Origin of the sequence: Veillonella parvula (genome assembly GCF_042850485.1) — a bacterium.
GTDB lineage: Bacteria > Bacillota > Negativicutes > Veillonellales > Veillonellaceae > Veillonella > Veillonella parvula_Q.
Genome location: NZ_AP031417.1, coordinates 1,990,942 through 2,007,806 on the forward strand (window position 1 = coordinate 1,990,942; position 16,865 = coordinate 2,007,806).

Here is a 16,865-nt window from a genome sequence, read left to right on the forward strand (position 1 = left end):
AAAAGCCCATAATGTAGAATTAATTAAACCATAAAAAACTAGCATATAGAAGCTCCTTCTATATGCTAGTTTTTGTGTATTTAATTTTAAAGCAACTTATTATAGATAATTAACTTTAGCCTACAAATTGTTGCCAAAACGGCATATATACATATTCTAAGAAAGTCCATACAAGCAGACCCGCTACAGCACCAACGATAGCACCATTAATGCGGATCCAGCTGAGATCGTCCTCCACCTTAGATTCAATAAAGTAAATAAATTTATCTGTACTGAGGCCACCTAATACTTGACGTATGATAGTTTCAATGAGGTCATACCCTTGTTCAAGTACATAGTCGCCAATATCGTGTAAGGTTTTTTCAATACGATTTCTAAGATCTTCTGATTGGCCGTATACATTCCATAATTCAAGAGCAATATTAACTAAAACCTGAGCCGGAGTTTCTCCGTTTTCATCCCCTACGAGCAATAGTTCTTCTATATAAGGGCATAAATGATTTTCGATAACAGATTCCCAGTCTTGTTCGCGAATCCAACGTTCCCACGCTTCATTAAGAGCATCGCAGACTTCATGATTCTCTTCAATATTACGAATTGGTTCTACCCATTGTCGCAACCAAGCAGTTCGTTCGGGGCTATTGGGCCGCTTCCAGCTTTCCAGCATCGCATAGGCCTCTTGTACAATAGCCTCTGCCATTTCTTGATAGTTTACTACATCGGTAGCTTCGGACATAGAAATAAGGAAATCAGACCAGAAGCCTTTTCGCTTTTTCTTATGTGCCTCTTCTGCTACGACAGCGGTAAGCCAGGTAACCATAGCCGGATGATTAATCCGTTCTTGAATCACGTTTAGAACTTGCACAACCATACTTTCATAGCGATTATGCTCACATAAATCGAGTAATACGTGTTTCAAAACGGGCACGAGAGAATGTTGTTGAAGCAATCCACGAATGCGTTTTGCCCCCCATTGTGCCCATTCTTCATTAGTTTGAGATTTCCATAAAAGGTGTAGTCCTTGATGAATCACAAGGCGTGCTGCTCGTTGCCCCTCAGGAGACAACAAGAACTTCTCAAACAATGGCACAAATTGCACATTTTTTAATAATACTTTACAACGCTCCTTGGTAAGCATCTTCGTCTCTACAAGTTTAATAACGCCATTAATGAGGCGATCTTTATTTCGAGGAATTAGCGCTGTATGATATGGGAAACCTAGTGGCTTACGGAATAATGCTGTTACAGCAAACCAGTCGGCCACACTGCCGATGAGGGCAGATTGAACAGCCCAGTACAACGGTTGATACCAACTTTCATAGCCAAAGAAAAATTGTCCTACAAAAGCAAAACAATACAATACGGCAGTCAAGCCTAAAATGCCATTAGCACGCTGTTTCAAGGTAAGGGATTTCAAATAACTAATCATTTGAGCACCCCCTCTACAATGATGGTCAAACCGTATAAGATGCCGCCAAGGACAGCCCCTATAAGGGAACCATTAATACGCACCATTTGAAGGTCATAGTACATTTTGCCGCGAACAATTTGAGTGATTTCATCAGGCGAATAGCGGGATAATTCTTGACCTACCACACTGTCGATGAGGGGGTTCAATTTCTGCAACCACGGAATACTACGCAACAAGAAGAACCGCTCAAAAGGCGCCTGCTTGTCTGGATTCAACAAAATTTCGGTACCGAGCACATTAAAGCGCTCCATAACGATGTCCATGAGGCGTTTCCAATCCAATGTATCCCCATCGATAAGTTTGCCTTCCCATTCTTCAAGAACCATTCTAATCCACTGATTTTTATGTTCTTCGATGAAAGCTTGCCACTCTGTATTAGTTTCCAAATTATTAAAAAAGCGAATGGCTTGGCCCCATACATAGCGCCCCAATGCAGAGTCAATAGATTCATTTTCCTTCAAGAATTGAACGGCTTTTTTCTGTACCGTTTCTACCAATCGTTCTGGTGAAAGTCCATCTCCGCCAAAGGCGATGGCCAATTCACGAAAGAAAGAATCCTTTGTATAAGTTTTCATAATGTCTAGCATGACGCGATACAAATACGGATATACCTGATTTGATGCGATAACACGCTGACATGTGCGGTTAAAATAAAGCCAAAACACGCTTGCTGTGTGACGTTCTAGCATACAACGGCCAAAGAGAATAACGAGGGGTGTTGCTTTCCAGTTTGTAACCCCCTTATAAATGGCCTTATTAATCTCTTGGCGCATCGGTTCAATATCCATATGAGATAAAACTTGATTCCCCACACCGTACAAGAGATTTCGAATTTGAACTTGTCCCATATCGCTCATGCCGTATTCAACGATACGGACCATAACGCGTTCTTTTTTGATAGCATAATACATCTGTGGCACGCGCAATAGCTCTTCGCTGAGCATAGTGCGACCTATCTGAATTAATCGTTCCTTACTGCGCGGCAAGATTGCCGTTTTGAAAGGAATGCCTAAAGGCTTCGTAAAGAGAGCCGTTACTGCATACCAGTCCGCGAGGCCACCTATCATAGCTGCCCCAGAGATATGCATGATAAAGGCCCAAAATGTATCATGTTGCTGCGGATATGAAATTAAAAATATAATAGCCATGACAACCAACAGGGTGGTTGCCACTGGTTTGGTTTTCATCATCACTTGATCCTAACTTACTCAATTACGCTTATAGACTGTTCCTATATAACGTAGTGACCTCGAGGTCTACGGACTTTCACAATTATATCTACAATCTAAAATGTAGCCTCATCGCCATCTTTTTGAGGTTCCCAAATCGGCACCTCCCCAAAGAGAGCTTTAAAGTACACAGACGGTGTCCATAATGGACCATTCAAATGCATTGGAATAAAGGCTTTATTCACCTGTACACGGCGCAAAAATTCAATACTACCCCATTCCATAGCGTCTTCCAAACGATTATCTACAGGGAACATCGCTACATCTACGGACAAACCATCTAATTCCTTGAACTCACGCCAAGCCATGCGCTTTGCATCCGCATTGTTTTCTGGCGTATCACCAAGCCAATGCCACCAATTAAGGTCTCCTGCATGGAAGATAGAGTCAGAGTCGATATTCGCCGTATTTGTCTTTACGTAAAAAGAACCACCTTCATCGGTGCTGCCATACATATGGATGCCTACATCATCTAATAGTGCATCTTGGCCAGGGCGCATGGTAATACATTTTTTTACCTTGCTTTCTAATGGCACATCTTGATGGCAAATATAGCGCGTTTGAGGCCCATCAAATTCCGTAATGGATGGGTTAAAGTGATCTCCATGAGTGTGACTTACGAAGAACCAAAGTTCACGCCCTCGTTTAGCCAACTGCCAAACAATATTATTAGGATCCTTATAATAATCAAACACATAGCAACGCTTACCATCCTCTACAAGGAATCCGCTATGCGCTAAAAAAGTAACATGTAACATTATTATCAATACCTCTAATTTATTGAGAATTTATATCATTCGTATTTTTTATTATACCATATTTTTCTAAATGCATGGCATAAACAAATGGCTATTCATGACACATATAAAGGACTTTTTTAAAGTCTTATCAAATATATAGTGCCCCATATGTATCATAATAAGGGCAGAAATGCCGCTGGCATTTCTTAGATGCGGCCAGCGGCTTTCATATAGTCGATATATTGGTTACCCCAGTTTTCAAGGGAAGCTAATACAGTTTTAAAACCAGCTCCCACTTCGGTAAGGCTATATTCAACCTTTGGTGGAATGGTTCCATATACTTCACGATGTACAAGGCCGTCATCTTCCATTTGGCGCAACGCTCTTGTAAGTGTAGCTTGTGTAATTGGATGTAATCTCCGCTCTAGTTCACGGAAGCGCACAGGACCTTCAGATAATTCATGCATAATCAACAAAGACCATTTACCAGCCAATAACTTTTGGCTCGTTGCAAAAGGACACCGCCCCACTAAATCATGAACATTTACAAGTTGCTCTGCCATTGTCATTCTCCTTATATATCTAGCTTAAGTAGCTTGTTATAACAAAATTAACATCTATAACTAAGCTACTCTTTATAGCTACACTACAATTTCTATTTCGGTATTAGAAATATTTCCACTTAATGTAGTTCAAATCATATCACAATTTTTTAGAATTGCAAGTATTTTATAGTATCATTTTTTAGGGTACAATAATTTTTGAAAATATTTTAATCAGTAAATATCACAATTCTATCATATTTGATAGTACCTATCTCAAATAATTCTACTATTCAAAATATTTGCACCAATATATAATAAACTCACTAACTAAATACAATTATCGGTTGGTGAATCAATAACTATTAGATTTAATCATCAACATTTATAGCTAAACAATTGTATCAATTTTACAGCATTAAACAGATTACACATTATCAATTGAAGGATTAGGTGATATTATGAAACGCATGCCTACACTATTCGTCGGTCACGGCAGCCCTATGATGGCTTTAGAACATACAGAAACAACAAATACTTTCAAACGTATAGGACAAAATATAATCAACAACTATGGCAAACCAAAAGCCATACTCGCCATCTCTGCTCATTGGTATGCAGATGGCACCTATGTTCAAAGCACAGAGAATCCAAAACAAATTTACGATATGTATGGATTTCCGCAAGAACTCTACGAAGTTGTATATCCTGCAAAGGGTGACAGCAATTTAACGAAAGAAGTACAAAAATTACTGGGTAACTCCGTTTCTATAAATGACACTTGGGGTATCGATCACGGCATGTGGACTGTGTTAGTTCACATGTTCCCTGATGCATCAATTCCAGTTGTCCAACTATCTATCAATAAATACCTAAGCCCAAAAGAAGCCTATCAATTAGGCGTAAAACTTCAGTCATTACGCGATGAAGGCTATCTTATTATGGGCAGCGGTAATATCGTTCATAATCTAAGACGCATAGAATGGGACAGTCCATCCGGCACCTCTGCCACAATTGAGTTTGACCAATACATTTCTAAGGCCGTCTTAGAAAACGATATAGATGCTATTGTTAATTACACTCGACATCCTCAGGCTAGCTATGCAGCACCTACACCAGATCACTACTTACCACTAATTTATATTATGGGCGCTAGTGAAGGTGCAAAACCGACTGTATTTAATCAAACCTATAGTTTGGGCTCCCTATCAATGACGGGATTTATCTTTGAGGATGAGCCTCAAAGCATACTTTAAGCTCATAAAGATACAAAAATCTCCTAGGAAATTTTTATTTCCTATTCACATAAAACCTTACATTACTATGTATAAACCAAAATAAAAAAATAAATATATATATATATTTATATACGCAAAAGAACCGCTAGTTACAAAAACTAGCGGTTCTTTTCTTTACCATACTAATGACTCTACTAAATGAGTTTTTTAATGAAAGCTTCCATTTCCATCGGTTTTACAACAGGTTCGAAGCGCCCTACCACATTACCTTTACGATCTATAACAAACTTAGTGAAGTTCCACTTTACCTCATCGTCCTTTAAATAATTAGGATCGATGCCATTGAGATAATCTGTAAGCATTTCAGTTTTATCACTAGGTGGGAAGCCTTGGAATGGTTGTTCTCGTATCATGTATTTGAAAAGGTCTAATGCACTTTCATCGCGTACATCTGCTTTCCCCATAACGGTAAAAGTAACACCGTAATTCAATTTGCAGAAAGATTGAATCTCGTTATTAGAACCAGGTTCTTCCTCTCCAAATTGATTAGAAGGAACCGCAATAATTTCTAAACCTTGCTCTTTGTACTGCTTATAAAGAGCCTCTAGTCCCTCATATTGGTGAGTAAATCCACATTTACTCGCCGTATTAACAATGATAAGAACTTTACCTTCATAAGTTTGTAAAGATTGTAATTCCCCAGACTTAGTAGGCAGGGAAAATTGATATACAGACATGGAATCTCCTAATTTAAATTAAAAATCTTTATTATACTTATAACGCACATCATAATCAAAGGCAGCTGTTCTATCAGCCGCCGTTTTCTGCCATTCTGTAGGTGCTGTACCATCTTTATCAAGGAAGAATCCAGAATCAAGGTAGCGAATAATAATATAGTTGGAATCCTTTTGATCAAATCCATTACCGCGGGAGAAGTCGATACCATGGCCTGTATTACGTGTTACGATAGCTTCCAACAAAGGCAACGTAATGGCATTCAACGTAATTTTCATATCACATTTGTCGAAAATCTTTTTAAAGAAAGAACTAGGTTTTTCTTCTTTATATACTAATAGTTTACTAATTGTACCATTAGATGCACACACTACGCGACGAATTTCATTAATAGGAATATCTACCTTACCATTTGAGATAACACCATTTTTAATGGTAATTTCTCGTTTACCCATGTAGGAGTAATCTAGTGGCAATTGAAGAGTATCTAAATTTGCAGGGAAGTCCGCAGTCAATTTATTTCGGACAAAAGCAGCAATGATTGCTTTTGTTTCACGAATATTGTGACCAGCATTAGATTCTGTACGGTCCGTATCTAAATCTTGACCTTCTATATTTTTCCAATTGTGGTCTCTAAATATAATCGAATAGTTACTATTTGAATTTAAATATCTTGTAAGATGAAGCTCATTTACGTCATCAAAATCAATGTCAGTTATCACCTGACCATTTGTATCTTTGCAGAGTACACCATTGTAACTAACCGTCAATATACGATCCGTACTTTCAAAAACAACAGGATTTGTGTCGAATACAGAAATCATAGCCCTCTCCTTTTCACGACTTCAAACATAACTACACCTGTATATATCAAGTGCATTTACTCAATATATTGATTAAATATATTAATCAAATATAACTAATTTAATCATACACCTTCTATATGTATTTACGCAAATGAGATATTTTCACCATATATAGTTACAAACTCATAATTTTTAAGATAACAAAAGACACCAACCATTCGATTGGTGTCTTTACTACATACAAGGAGCCATTTTGCAATAGCTCCTTGTCATTATACAGATGATATTATAATCTATTTCATGTCAAACAAAACAGAGTTTTCTAAGAAAATATGTTCATGCAGGCCTTCTTCTAAAGCTTTCATGGTCTTAAATACATACACATAAGTAGCACAGCCATCTGCTGGTGCTGTGTACTGGTTGGTCAATGCACTTAAGGATTCCAAAAGTACACCTGCAGCTTCGTGTTCAGCCCGAAGTTCTTCAAAGTCTACGGGTTTACCCGCTTTAAACTCAGGGAAGTCTACATGCTCTTCATGCCGGAAATGAGGTACAAGAGCGGATTTGAGTTGCAAAAAGGTTTGATAAATCTTTGTCAATTCCTCACCATGATGGTCATAATGTACATTTAGCAGTTTTGCCAACCCTTGGTCAATTTCATCAATCATATTTAATTGTTCTCTATGATAGGTATGAACAATGTAATCAATCAATTGGTCTTTAGAATAGCTAAGCACCTCTGCACGAGAAGATTTCTGAGCAACTTGTACATCATTTAGCATAGCAATGTATGCATCCACATCTTTACCTTTTTCTGCAATAGCCTCCGCTAAAGGATGTCCACCACCACAGCAAAAATCAATTCCATCTTTTGCTAATACATCCATTAACTCTGGATTTACTTTAACCGCATCAGCTACGGTCATGGATTTATTAATAGTCCCAAAACTCATAAGATACACCTCCAATGGTTTACGCCGATCTATTTTCTTGTAGTTATACTATACGGCCAACCATGGATTCTGTCTGTCGCAGTGGCTACGAATTTGAAAGTAACATGACAATAATGGTAACGCTGTAAGAAATAACATAGCGTGATGAATATAAAAATATATGGATATATGTTGAACATACAAAAAGCTGGCCTTATAGAGCCAGCTTTCAGCATATCAAAACATATATAACATATGTGTATATATAATTGTTTAGGCAGCTATTAAATGCTTTCAACAGCAGCGATAGCAGCAACGTCTACAACGTCTTGAGCAGAGCAGCCACGAGAAAGGTCATGAACTGGTTTAGCCAAGCCTTGAATCAATGGGCCAAGAGCATCAGCGCCGGAGAAGCGTTGTACCAATTTGTAACCAATGTTAGCAGCTTGAAGATCAGGGAAGATCAAGATGTTAGCTTTACCAGCTACGTTGGAGCCAGGAGCTTTCTTTTCTGCTACGGAAGGAACGATGGAAGCGTCCAATTGTAATTCGCCGTCAAATTTGAAATCAACGTTGCGTTCTTTCAAGATGTTAACAGCTTCAACCACTTTATCTACTTCTGGAGTGGAAGCGGAACCTTTTGTGGAGAAGGACAACATGGATACGCGAGGGTCAGCCATACCAACAACTTTGCGAGCTTTTTCTACAGTGGATTCTGCAATATCAGCCAATTGTTCGCTAGTTGGATTAGGCAATACGCCGCAGTCAGAGAATACTAGCATACCGTCGTCGCCATATTCTTTTTTGCTTGTGAACATGAACATGGAAGAAGATACAGTTTTAAGACCTGGTTTAGTACCTACAACTTGCAATGCAGCGCGCAATACGTTTGCTGTTGGGCAAGCGGAACCAGCAACCATGCCATCTACTGCGCCAAGGCGAACAAGCATAGCGCCGAAGAACAAGCAATCGCCTTTCATAGTTGCGTCAGCTTTTTCAGGAGTCATACCTTTTTTAGCGCGCAATTCTACGAATGTATCAACCATTTCTTGGTAACGATCGTAGTTAGCAGGATCGATGATTTCAGCACCTTCGATGGATACACCAACAGCTTTAACAGCCTCAGCGATTTCAGCAGGATTACCAACGAGTACAGGTGTTACAAAACCTTCTTTCAAAATAATTTCAGTTGCTTTCAATACGCGTTCATCTTTGTATTCTGGCAACACGATTTTTTTACCTAATGGTTTTACTTGGTCTTTTAATTTTTGAATTAAATCCACGATTTTTGCCTCCTTAACATTGGCTTTACGCCATATCAATACTATTATTATAGCAAGTTAACGACTCTCTAACAACCATTCTAAAACATTTCGTTGTTGAATTCCGTCGTAGTTGGCATTTTTATTTAGTTCATCTAAGGTGAGCAAAAACTTAGAGTATTGGTCTTGTACCGCCTCAAGCGGTGCTAGTTCTCGGCTCAAAGTATTAGAGTCAAGTACGGTCTCACTAACTTGATAATATTCGGTAATCCCCCCTTTTTGTGCTACAAAATCTATTTCACCCTTAGCCAGTTGCCCTACATATACGGTGTATCCTCGTCTAATGAGCTCTAGAAAAACGATATTTTCTAGTATATGACCTGTATCACGACTCGCATTCCCCACTAGCAAATTTCGTAATGTTACATCAACACTATAATACTTTGCATTGATACGTAGTAATTCTTTACCTCGTACGTCATAGCGATTTACCTTATATAACAACAAGCTATCCTGTAATCCTTGTAAATACCGTTCTACAGTTTTATTATCGATTTTTCGACCTGCACTAACGAGAGAGTTGGCTATTTTATTTGGTGAAAGTAAACTACCAACATTCGCCATAATATACCGCACTATATCTTGTAAAATTGTGACATCATTAATTTTCAATCGAGCCACAACATCATGCAATAACAAAGTATTATATAATCCACGTAAATATTCTTGAATATCAAAGTCTTCGCCCCCTAATTGCTGAGTATAAGGGAAGGAACTTTCACGAAGATAGGCCTCATAGGCAGGAATCAAAGAATACTGATTACCCTCATACTTGCTATGGTAAAACTCACTGAAGGACAATGGCAACATCTGAATTTCCACATATCGTCCAGTCAATAATGTGGCGATATCAGAAGACATAAAGTATGCATTGGAGCCCGTAATATATAAATCTGTGTTCTCTTTTACAAACAAGCTATCTACGACACGATGAAATTGATCTACATGCTGAATTTCATCAAGAAAAATGTAATTCGTTTCATTAGGCTGCATACGTTCTAAAATATATTGATACAACGCATGGTAATCTCGCAAATGCTCGTATTCCAATTCTTCAAAATTAATGGAAATAATCTGTTCAGGCTTCACATTATCTGCCAATAACTCATCTTTAAACAGCCTAAACAATGTAGATTTACCACAACGGCGTATGCCTGAAACGACCTTAATAATAGGCCGCTCTCGATTACGCCGTAAAAAATCTAGATATCCTTGGCGCTGAATTAACTTCATAAGGGCCTCCTCATCTATGTACCTTCTCATAGATGGAACCCATGTATTAGTACTATCAGATATCATATCACTTACCTAATAAATTTGGATTCCATTCCAACTTTATATTAATTTTATCATAAAGTTGGATTTCATTCCAAATTTTTATTATTTTAAGCATAAAATTGGATTAGATTCCTAAAGTTTTACTTTAAATTTAAACATACAGCACTTCAATTAATGTTTATCTATGAACTACATACCAATAATTGAACTCTTTACACATAATACGCTACAATAATAGAAACAAAATACGGATAGCCAAATGCCAATTTATATTCCTTATACACCCCTTTAGGAGGTCTTATGGCGAATACAGAGACAACGATCAATGCTGTTATACATCCAAAATACAATGACACACCTATAGACATAGAGAAAACAATTAAAGCCTTGGAACGCAATAATTTTGTAGTCCATTATTTCGAAACAGGTACTGAAGCTATTTCCTATTTAAAAGATCGTATTCAAAACAAACATGTAGCCATCGGAGACTCTCGCACATTACTAAAACTCAATGCTTATGAAGCCCTATCCGAAGTCAACGAAGATGTAACGGATATCCAACGTCCCCTTCCTGGTGAAAGCTTCCGCGACACCGCATTGCGCACCATGGGACGTGATGTATTTCTCACCTCTGTAAATGCTCTTGCTCAAACGGGGGAAATGGTCAATATTGATGGTACGGGTAATCGTGTTGCCGCCTCACTCTTTGGCTCTCAAGAAGTATTTTTTGTGCTAGGCATCAACAAAATTACGCCGGATTTAGCTTCCGCCATCTATCGTGCACGCAATGTGGCCGCTCCGCTCAACAGCAAAAAGAACAAAAAGAGCTCTCTCAATCCATGTGCCACATTAGAAGAGAAATGCTATGACTGTGGTTCTCCCGACCGCATATGTAATGCATTAACCATTTACTATAAAAAGATGCGCAATATGCAAACTATGGAAGTCATCATCATTAATGAATCTTTAGGCTTCTAATTGTTTGCGGCCCATTCAAAAAATCTTGTATATTCATTTCTCCAAGTCCATACACTACTCTATAAATTGTGGACCACCGAGGATCTACGGCACCACTTTCAAGATCACTAATATAAGATTGGGCTAAACCAGATTTATCTGCCAATTGATATTGAGTCATTCCCAATTGTCTGCGCCAAAGTAAAATCAATACACCAAGCTTGTGAACTTCTTGTCGAACTTGTAGATCTTGACAACATACGATAGGATTCATGCTAACCTCTATCTACTTTCTCCCTCAACACATATTTATGCCTTTACTATAAATCTGGGCTCAATCATTTCCTAGTAGTGGTTGAAAAACGATAACACAAAAGCCTTAACAAAAACTAATGTGTAAATCATTTTAGTTAAGGCTTTTGTACTATGCAGATTTCATTGCGTAGGATTTCATCATTTCGTGGAATTTTAGTATATATAAAAGTTATTATCATTAAAAATACAGATAACAAATCAAAAATACAGGTATTATCTATATATTGCAAATTTTATACAGTATTCATACATTATGCATACACTTGATTTATAAAATTACCTAGTTCTATCCATAATACAAGAAAACTATACGATATATAGTAAATGCGATATATTGTAAATACGCAATATTGTTAAAATACATTTAGGAATAATAAGTCTATTAACAATACAAAAGGACTATACAGCTGAACTGTATAGTCCTTTCTATGTATTTATATAAAATTATTGATTTGCGCTTTCTTGTGCTTTTTTGATTTCCATGTATTTAACCATACCATCAACAGCTTTTTTAGCTTCACGCATAGCCAATACTACAGTAGCAGGTTTATGAACAACGTCACCACCTGCAAATACACCTTCACGACTAGTCATACCATATGGATCTTCAGATGTAATAATATAACCTTTTTCATCTACTTTTAGGTTATTACCTTCACCTACAAGACGAGCATTTGGTTTATGACCTGCGGCGATAATGATTTTATCAACAGGCATTACTTGGAAATTACCAGTGCCGTGGATACCTGCACCATCTTCGTTAAGCGCCATCACTTCATATTTGAAGCCTTCAACCTTATCTGTACCTTCTACGCCTACTGGAGAAGCGAACCATTGGAATTGAACGCCTTCAGCGCGCGCTTCTTCGTATTCAGACAACAAGGCTGGCATTTGTTCTTGGCTACGACGATATGCTACTGTTACCGCTTCGCAGCCTAAACGTACGCATGTACGAGCTGCATCCATCGCTACGTTACCACCGCCGATGATGATAACACGGTCACCTTTTTTAACAGGAATTTGATTTTCATCAAGTTCCCCATTTTCTACCAATTGTACATTCGTCAACAAGTACATTGCTTGGAATACACCAGGTACTTCATCGTTTTCCATGCGCACGTCTTGAGGAATATGCGTACCAGTACCGATGAAGATAGAATCATATCCTTCAGCAAAGAGATCGTCCAAAGTTTTATCTTGGCCGATAAATGTATTGCATACGAACTTAACGCCTAACCCTTCAAGGCGAGCGATCTCACGACGTACAACGGCTTTAGACAAGCGGAATTCCGGAATGCCAAATAAGAGTACGCCCCCTGGTTCAGATTGACCTTCAAATACGGTTACTTCATAACCGAGTTTAGCCACATCACCTGCTACGGACAAACCTGCAGGACCAGACCCTACTACCGCTACCTTACCAAGATCTTGTTTAATCTTCTTAGGTTTGCGAAGTTCATTGATGCTTTCAAAGTCAGCAGCAAAGCGTTCTAATTTACCGATGTTAATAGGCGGTTTTTTTGCCTTATTCATGATACAGTTGCCTTCGCATTGATTTTCACGTGGACATACGCGACCGCAAATAGACGGTAAATTTGTTCGTTCCGCTAAGATATCATTAGCTTCACCAAAATTACCACGTGCGATAGCTTGGATGAAACGAGGTATTTCGTTTTCAATAGGACAACCCATACGGCATAAAGGTTTTGGACAATTTAGACAACGTTTCGCCTCCGCGAGCGCTTCCTCCATCGTATAATCCGCATCAAAATGTAGTGGTTTTAATTCGTTACTCATGGCACATGCCTCCTAACAAGGATCCAGTATACTATACTTACAGCGTTGCATGCACCTAAGCATTCCGATGAGCCCTCTCACATAGGGACGCCGCCACATGCTGCTAACATTTATCTTTTGTAACCATTCGATAGACGTGTGGTCACTGGTCAGACTCACACTATTCTATAGTATATTCTAAATTGTGAAAGTCCCAACAGTCAAGCAAATATAGCACCTTTTGTATACGAATATAGCCCCTATTCATGCAAGGATTGCATAGATTTTATACAAGTCCATTTACATATAATAGGATGCATGTATACTGATAATAGATACAGTAATAAGAATTAGAGATACACCTTACAGAATAGAAATATCTATTTCGTAATTGAATATATACATACATATAAGAATTAAAGATATAAAAGCCAAGGTATATCCTTATATGAGGTTTCTTATGAACACAGCAGAATTCACTAGCAAATACTATATAGACCGCCGCGGTTCTCATTCCCGAAAATGGGACGGTGAGCATTTAAAATTCAGTCGCACCGACCTATTACCATTATGGGTGGCAGATATGGACTTTATGCCACCTCAGTGCATCCAAAATGCCATCTGTAACTATGTGAAAGCCAATCCGTTAGGTTATACTATGACAAATCCAAATTATATAGAGGCTGTTATAAGCTGGTATAAACGCCGTCACCATTGTAAGCTTCAAGAAGAATGGCTTACAAGCGCCCCCAATGTAATTACTGGTATTATGTGGTGTATTGGGGCTTTCACAAAACCAAACGATTCCATCGCCGTTCTAAGTCCTGTATACGGCGCCTTTGATACGAGCGCTAACGATGCACAACGTCAAATCATCGCTGTTCCCATGATGCGTAACAAAGATAATCGCTACACCGTGGATTACGATGCATTTGAAAAGGCTATCACCGAACATGATGTGAAGCTGTTCATTCACTGCAACCCACACAATCCTGTGGGGCATGTGTGGACGGAAGAGGAGATGGACCGATTATTTAGTATCTGCCAACAGCATAATGTGCTCATCATAAGTGATGAAATCCATCAAGATCTCATCACAGGACCAACAGCCTTTACATCAGCCTTAACCGTAAAGAACGGAGCCTATGCAGATAACATGATTGCCATGTCCTCCTTGTCCAAGTCATTCAATATGGCTAGCTTGCACCACGCAGAGGTTATCATTCCTAACGAAAAGCTACGAAGCCAATTCAACGCCTATAAAGCTCATGTATACCATACGGACTCAGACGTTATTGCCGAAACTGCCATCACAGCAGCCTACACTCACCCAGAGGCCGAAGCATGGTTAACAGATGTACTGGCCATGGTTCGTGAAAACTATGAATATCTATGCCGAGAGCTTTGTACGGCATTACCAAAAATCCGCATCAGCCCTATGGATGGCACCTATTTAGCGTGGATTGACTTTAGTGCCTATGTAAAGCCCGAAGATATGCACGACCTATTCGAAAACAAATGCCGCCTCGCACCAAGCTTTGGCGAATGGTTCGGAGGTGAAAGCTACGCAACCTTTGTACGTCTTAACTTAGCTACAAGCCTAGAAAATATAAAAAGCGCTACCCACAGCATTATTAGAAATATTTAATATATCAGCCATATTAAGCATAATAATTGTATTTAATCATACTATCCCCTACACAACCTTAGTACATACAGGGATGTATGTGCGGTAAACTATAAGGTATGCAAAAAGGCTGCTCTACCATCAAATCGTGTAGAGCAGCCTCTTTTCTATACATGTCTTACTTTTCTATATATGTCTCATATATGTTACCTATTCAGGTTACCACATATATAGGGTCTTATTTAGTTCTAGCGAAATGATCTTTTGCAAATTGCATGTCTTGTACGAGTTCCAATGTACCAATATAGTTATTGTTTTGATCACGAACAGCCATGTAATTGACATAGAACGGACGACCTTGTTTTTCAAGCCATACTGCTACATTATCGCGATCACCTTTACGGAAGGAATCAATGATACCACGTACGATTGGTTCTACCTTTGGCGGATGGCAGGAATACACATCGCGACCGATAGCTGTCGTAGGGCGTTTAAAGACCTTTTCACCATCGTTGAAGTAACGGTTAATGTCTTCGTGATCAACGAAGGTGACTTCCATTGGCATTGTATTAAGCATGGCATTCAATTGATCCACAGTCAAGCTACCACCGATTAGAGCAATGGTATTATCATCGCCACTTGCTTTTGTTGTTTGTGTTGCTAATGCGGTTTCAGCCTCTGGCCAAGCAGTGCGTTTTACCCCAAAAATTTCTTCATACTGTGCTGTATCTTTGTAGATTTGGTACCACTCTTCAGTGCTGAAGTTTTCTGCACAGATTGGGAACAAAATATTTTGTTCTTTATAGATCATTTCTTGTGCACGTGTAAGAAGCTCATCAAAACGTCTATACCAATCATCTACGCTTTGGCTAGACTTAGCTAAATCACCTAGTTGGTCCCGAATATCACCATCAACAGTCCACATGACCATAGATGGACCAGAAATATCATAGGCTACTTTCAAATGCGGATACAAAAGGTCACCCTTCTTAGCATAGTGAACAGATACTTGACGCACTGCATTTACATCATCAACAGTTGCCGTTTTATCCGCCACCTTAGGTCGAATGGATTCAATTAACGCATCAAGAGCCTTGTTTTCTTCTGTTAATTGATGGAGTGGATGTCCTACAGTTTCAATCAAGGACACCACACTTTTGCTCTTCTCTTGAGCCTCTAACACAGCCTCAACCTTAGCATGTTCTGACTCCATTTGTTCATGGATAGTGGAGCCGTGGAACAAGGCAGAGTGAAGGTCACATAATTGTTGAACCTCTGCTAGTGGTGTGCCTTCACGCATAAGGCCTTGTTCAGCTTTCATGATTTCACTAGCCTCAACATGGGCGAATTGACTAGCAAAGTCTTCACGAACCGCACCAAGGTCTTCACCTGTGCCTAAACGTTTCAAGAAGCCTTTGAGCTGCTCTACTCGTTCGCTATCTTGAACTGTATCTTCAGCCTTAGTTTCGGAATCTTCATCAGTATTAGCTGTCGCTGTAGTAGATACTGGTTCACTGTTTTCTACTGCATTTGCTACAACTGTACTAGATGCTACGTTAGCAGATGTATCCGTAACATTAGACTTTGTAGCCGTTGCAGTAGGCGCTACGCCAGGATGACCCGCAGTTTCCGCATCATCACCAGATAGATTTGGCATTTCACCTTCTAAGGTAAAGCCAGCTTTCATGAAAGCGCCCACGATATCGATCATGGATACGCCTTTCATCTTAGCCCCTTTCGGGATGGTCATGATTTTACCAACAGAGTTCAACATCACCTTGTTTGTGATTTCGCTGAACCCTAATTCTTTCATAATATCTGCTACTTCAGGATATTCTTTTACCAAATCATATACAGATTTGGATAGATCTAATTTCTTTTCCATTTTGAGCCCCTC

The 16,865-nt window shown here is 38.9% G+C and carries 15 protein-coding genes; 3 read left to right on the plus strand and 12 right to left on the minus strand.

From position 1 onward, the window contains the following. Positions 1 to 115: 115 nt before the first annotated feature. The 4 genes from ACGHIY_RS09100 to ACGHIY_RS09115 form a co-directional block, all read right to left on the minus strand. Entirely contained in the window at positions 116 to 1,429 is a 1,314-nt protein-coding gene (locus ACGHIY_RS09100; protein ID WP_058948265.1) for a DUF445 domain-containing protein, read from the minus strand. Continuing rightward, entirely contained in the window at positions 1,426 to 2,661 is a 1,236-nt protein-coding gene (locus ACGHIY_RS09105; RefSeq protein WP_195394710.1) for a DUF445 family protein, read from the minus strand. The genes ACGHIY_RS09100 and ACGHIY_RS09105 overlap by 4 nt, the downstream gene beginning before the upstream one ends. Positions 2,662 to 2,756: 95 nt before the next feature. After that, entirely contained in the window at positions 2,757 to 3,458 is a 702-nt protein-coding gene (locus ACGHIY_RS09110; RefSeq protein ID WP_021148719.1) for an MBL fold metallo-hydrolase, read from the minus strand. Positions 3,459 to 3,646: 188 nt separating this feature from the next. Then, positions 3,647 to 4,003 carry a helix-turn-helix domain-containing protein gene (locus ACGHIY_RS09115; RefSeq protein ID WP_004694640.1) on the minus strand — a complete coding sequence of 119 codons (357 nt, stop codon included), beginning with the start codon at positions 4,001 to 4,003 and terminating at the stop codon, positions 3,647 to 3,649. A 440-nt stretch (positions 4,004 to 4,443) separates the two neighbouring features. Between ACGHIY_RS09115 and ygiD the strand changes: the two genes are divergently transcribed. Beyond that, positions 4,444 to 5,238 (plus strand): 4,5-DOPA dioxygenase extradiol, encoded by a 795-nt coding sequence (gene ygiD / locus ACGHIY_RS09120; RefSeq protein WP_278451908.1) that lies wholly within the window; start codon positions 4,444 to 4,446, stop codon positions 5,236 to 5,238. A gap of 176 nt (positions 5,239 to 5,414) precedes the next feature. Here ygiD and ACGHIY_RS09125 read toward each other — a convergent pair whose 3' ends face one another. From ACGHIY_RS09125 to ACGHIY_RS09145, 5 genes are all read right to left on the minus strand, one after another. Beyond that, positions 5,415 to 5,957, minus strand: coding sequence for a glutathione peroxidase (locus ACGHIY_RS09125; RefSeq protein ID WP_004694635.1), 543 nt, complete (start codon positions 5,955 to 5,957; stop codon positions 5,415 to 5,417). An 18-nt stretch (positions 5,958 to 5,975) separates the two neighbouring features. Further along, positions 5,976 to 6,779 (minus strand): hypothetical protein, encoded by an 804-nt coding sequence (locus ACGHIY_RS09130; protein WP_021148723.1) that lies wholly within the window; start codon positions 6,777 to 6,779, stop codon positions 5,976 to 5,978. A gap of 275 nt (positions 6,780 to 7,054) precedes the next feature. Further along, positions 7,055 to 7,714, minus strand: a complete 660-nt coding sequence (locus ACGHIY_RS09135) for a DUF542 domain-containing protein (RefSeq protein WP_004694630.1) — start codon at positions 7,712 to 7,714, stop codon at positions 7,055 to 7,057. 263 nt (positions 7,715 to 7,977) lie between these two features. Beyond that, positions 7,978 to 8,976 (minus strand): phosphate acetyltransferase, encoded by a 999-nt coding sequence (gene pta, locus ACGHIY_RS09140; protein ID WP_120055021.1) that lies wholly within the window; start codon positions 8,974 to 8,976, stop codon positions 7,978 to 7,980. Positions 8,977 to 9,033: 57 nt separating this feature from the next. Further along, entirely contained in the window at positions 9,034 to 10,248 is a 1,215-nt protein-coding gene (locus tag ACGHIY_RS09145; RefSeq protein ID WP_205112637.1) for an ATP-binding protein, read from the minus strand. Positions 10,249 to 10,593: 345 nt separating this feature from the next. Here ACGHIY_RS09145 and ACGHIY_RS09150 point away from each other — a divergent pair, with 345 nt between their 5' ends. Beyond that, positions 10,594 to 11,271 (plus strand): lactate utilization protein, encoded by a 678-nt coding sequence (locus ACGHIY_RS09150; protein ID WP_024061512.1) that lies wholly within the window; start codon positions 10,594 to 10,596, stop codon positions 11,269 to 11,271. On the opposite strand, the gene ACGHIY_RS09155 is transcribed toward ACGHIY_RS09150, so the two are convergent. Together ACGHIY_RS09155 and ACGHIY_RS09160 are read right to left on the minus strand one after the other, a co-directional pair. Further along, the gene (locus ACGHIY_RS09155; RefSeq protein ID WP_004694625.1) at positions 11,249 to 11,524 is read right to left on the minus strand and encodes a helix-turn-helix domain-containing protein; all 276 of its coding nucleotides are present in this window, start codon (positions 11,522 to 11,524) and stop codon (positions 11,249 to 11,251) included. The genes ACGHIY_RS09150 and ACGHIY_RS09155 overlap by 23 nt on opposite strands. 485 nt (positions 11,525 to 12,009) lie before the next feature. Next, a complete protein-coding gene (locus tag ACGHIY_RS09160) occupies positions 12,010 to 13,362 on the minus strand; it encodes an NAD(P)-dependent oxidoreductase (RefSeq protein ID WP_004694624.1) in 1,353 nt (450 codons plus the stop codon). A gap of 439 nt (positions 13,363 to 13,801) precedes the next feature. Between ACGHIY_RS09160 and ACGHIY_RS09165 the strand changes: the two genes are divergently transcribed. Beyond that, positions 13,802 to 14,989 (plus strand): MalY/PatB family protein, encoded by a 1,188-nt coding sequence (locus ACGHIY_RS09165; protein ID WP_390525497.1) that lies wholly within the window; start codon positions 13,802 to 13,804, stop codon positions 14,987 to 14,989. 217 nt (positions 14,990 to 15,206) lie between these two features. Here the strand turns inward: ACGHIY_RS09165 and ACGHIY_RS09170 are convergent, their stop codons facing one another. Beyond that, the gene (locus ACGHIY_RS09170) at positions 15,207 to 16,853 is read right to left on the minus strand and encodes a DUF438 domain-containing protein (protein ID WP_004698264.1); all 1,647 of its coding nucleotides are present in this window, start codon (positions 16,851 to 16,853) and stop codon (positions 15,207 to 15,209) included. Between the last annotated feature and the right edge of the window lie 12 nt (positions 16,854 to 16,865).

Coding starts and splice junctions, on each gene's coding strand:
- ACGHIY_RS09130 (WP_021148723.1), bottom strand. CDS start 6,779: ATGATTTCTGTATTCGACACAAATCCTGTTGTTTTTGAAAGTACGGAT.
- ACGHIY_RS09145 (WP_205112637.1), bottom strand. CDS start 10,248: ATGAAGTTAATTCAGCGCCAAGGATATCTAGATTTTTTACGGCGTAAT.
- ACGHIY_RS09115 (WP_004694640.1), bottom strand. CDS start 4,003: ATGGCAGAGCAACTTGTAAATGTTCATGATTTAGTGGGGCGGTGTCCT.
- ACGHIY_RS09155 (WP_004694625.1), bottom strand. CDS start 11,524: ATGAATCCTATCGTATGTTGTCAAGATCTACAAGTTCGACAAGAAGTT.
- ACGHIY_RS09110 (WP_021148719.1), bottom strand. CDS start 3,458: ATGTTACATGTTACTTTTTTAGCGCATAGCGGATTCCTTGTAGAGGAT.
- ACGHIY_RS09125 (WP_004694635.1), bottom strand. CDS start 5,957: ATGTCTGTATATCAATTTTCCCTGCCTACTAAGTCTGGGGAATTACAA.
- ACGHIY_RS09105 (WP_195394710.1), bottom strand. CDS start 2,661: ATGATGAAAACCAAACCAGTGGCAACCACCCTGTTGGTTGTCATGGCT.
- ACGHIY_RS09160 (WP_004694624.1), bottom strand. CDS start 13,362: ATGAGTAACGAATTAAAACCACTACATTTTGATGCGGATTATACGATG.
- ACGHIY_RS09135 (WP_004694630.1), bottom strand. CDS start 7,714: ATGAGTTTTGGGACTATTAATAAATCCATGACCGTAGCTGATGCGGTT.
- ygiD (WP_278451908.1), top strand. CDS start 4,444: ATGAAACGCATGCCTACACTATTCGTCGGTCACGGCAGCCCTATGATG.
- ACGHIY_RS09150 (WP_024061512.1), top strand. CDS start 10,594: ATGGCGAATACAGAGACAACGATCAATGCTGTTATACATCCAAAATAC.
- ACGHIY_RS09165 (WP_390525497.1), top strand. CDS start 13,802: ATGAACACAGCAGAATTCACTAGCAAATACTATATAGACCGCCGCGGT.
- ACGHIY_RS09170 (WP_004698264.1), bottom strand. CDS start 16,853: ATGGAAAAGAAATTAGATCTATCCAAATCTGTATATGATTTGGTAAAA.
- ACGHIY_RS09100 (WP_058948265.1), bottom strand. CDS start 1,429: ATGATTAGTTATTTGAAATCCCTTACCTTGAAACAGCGTGCTAATGGC.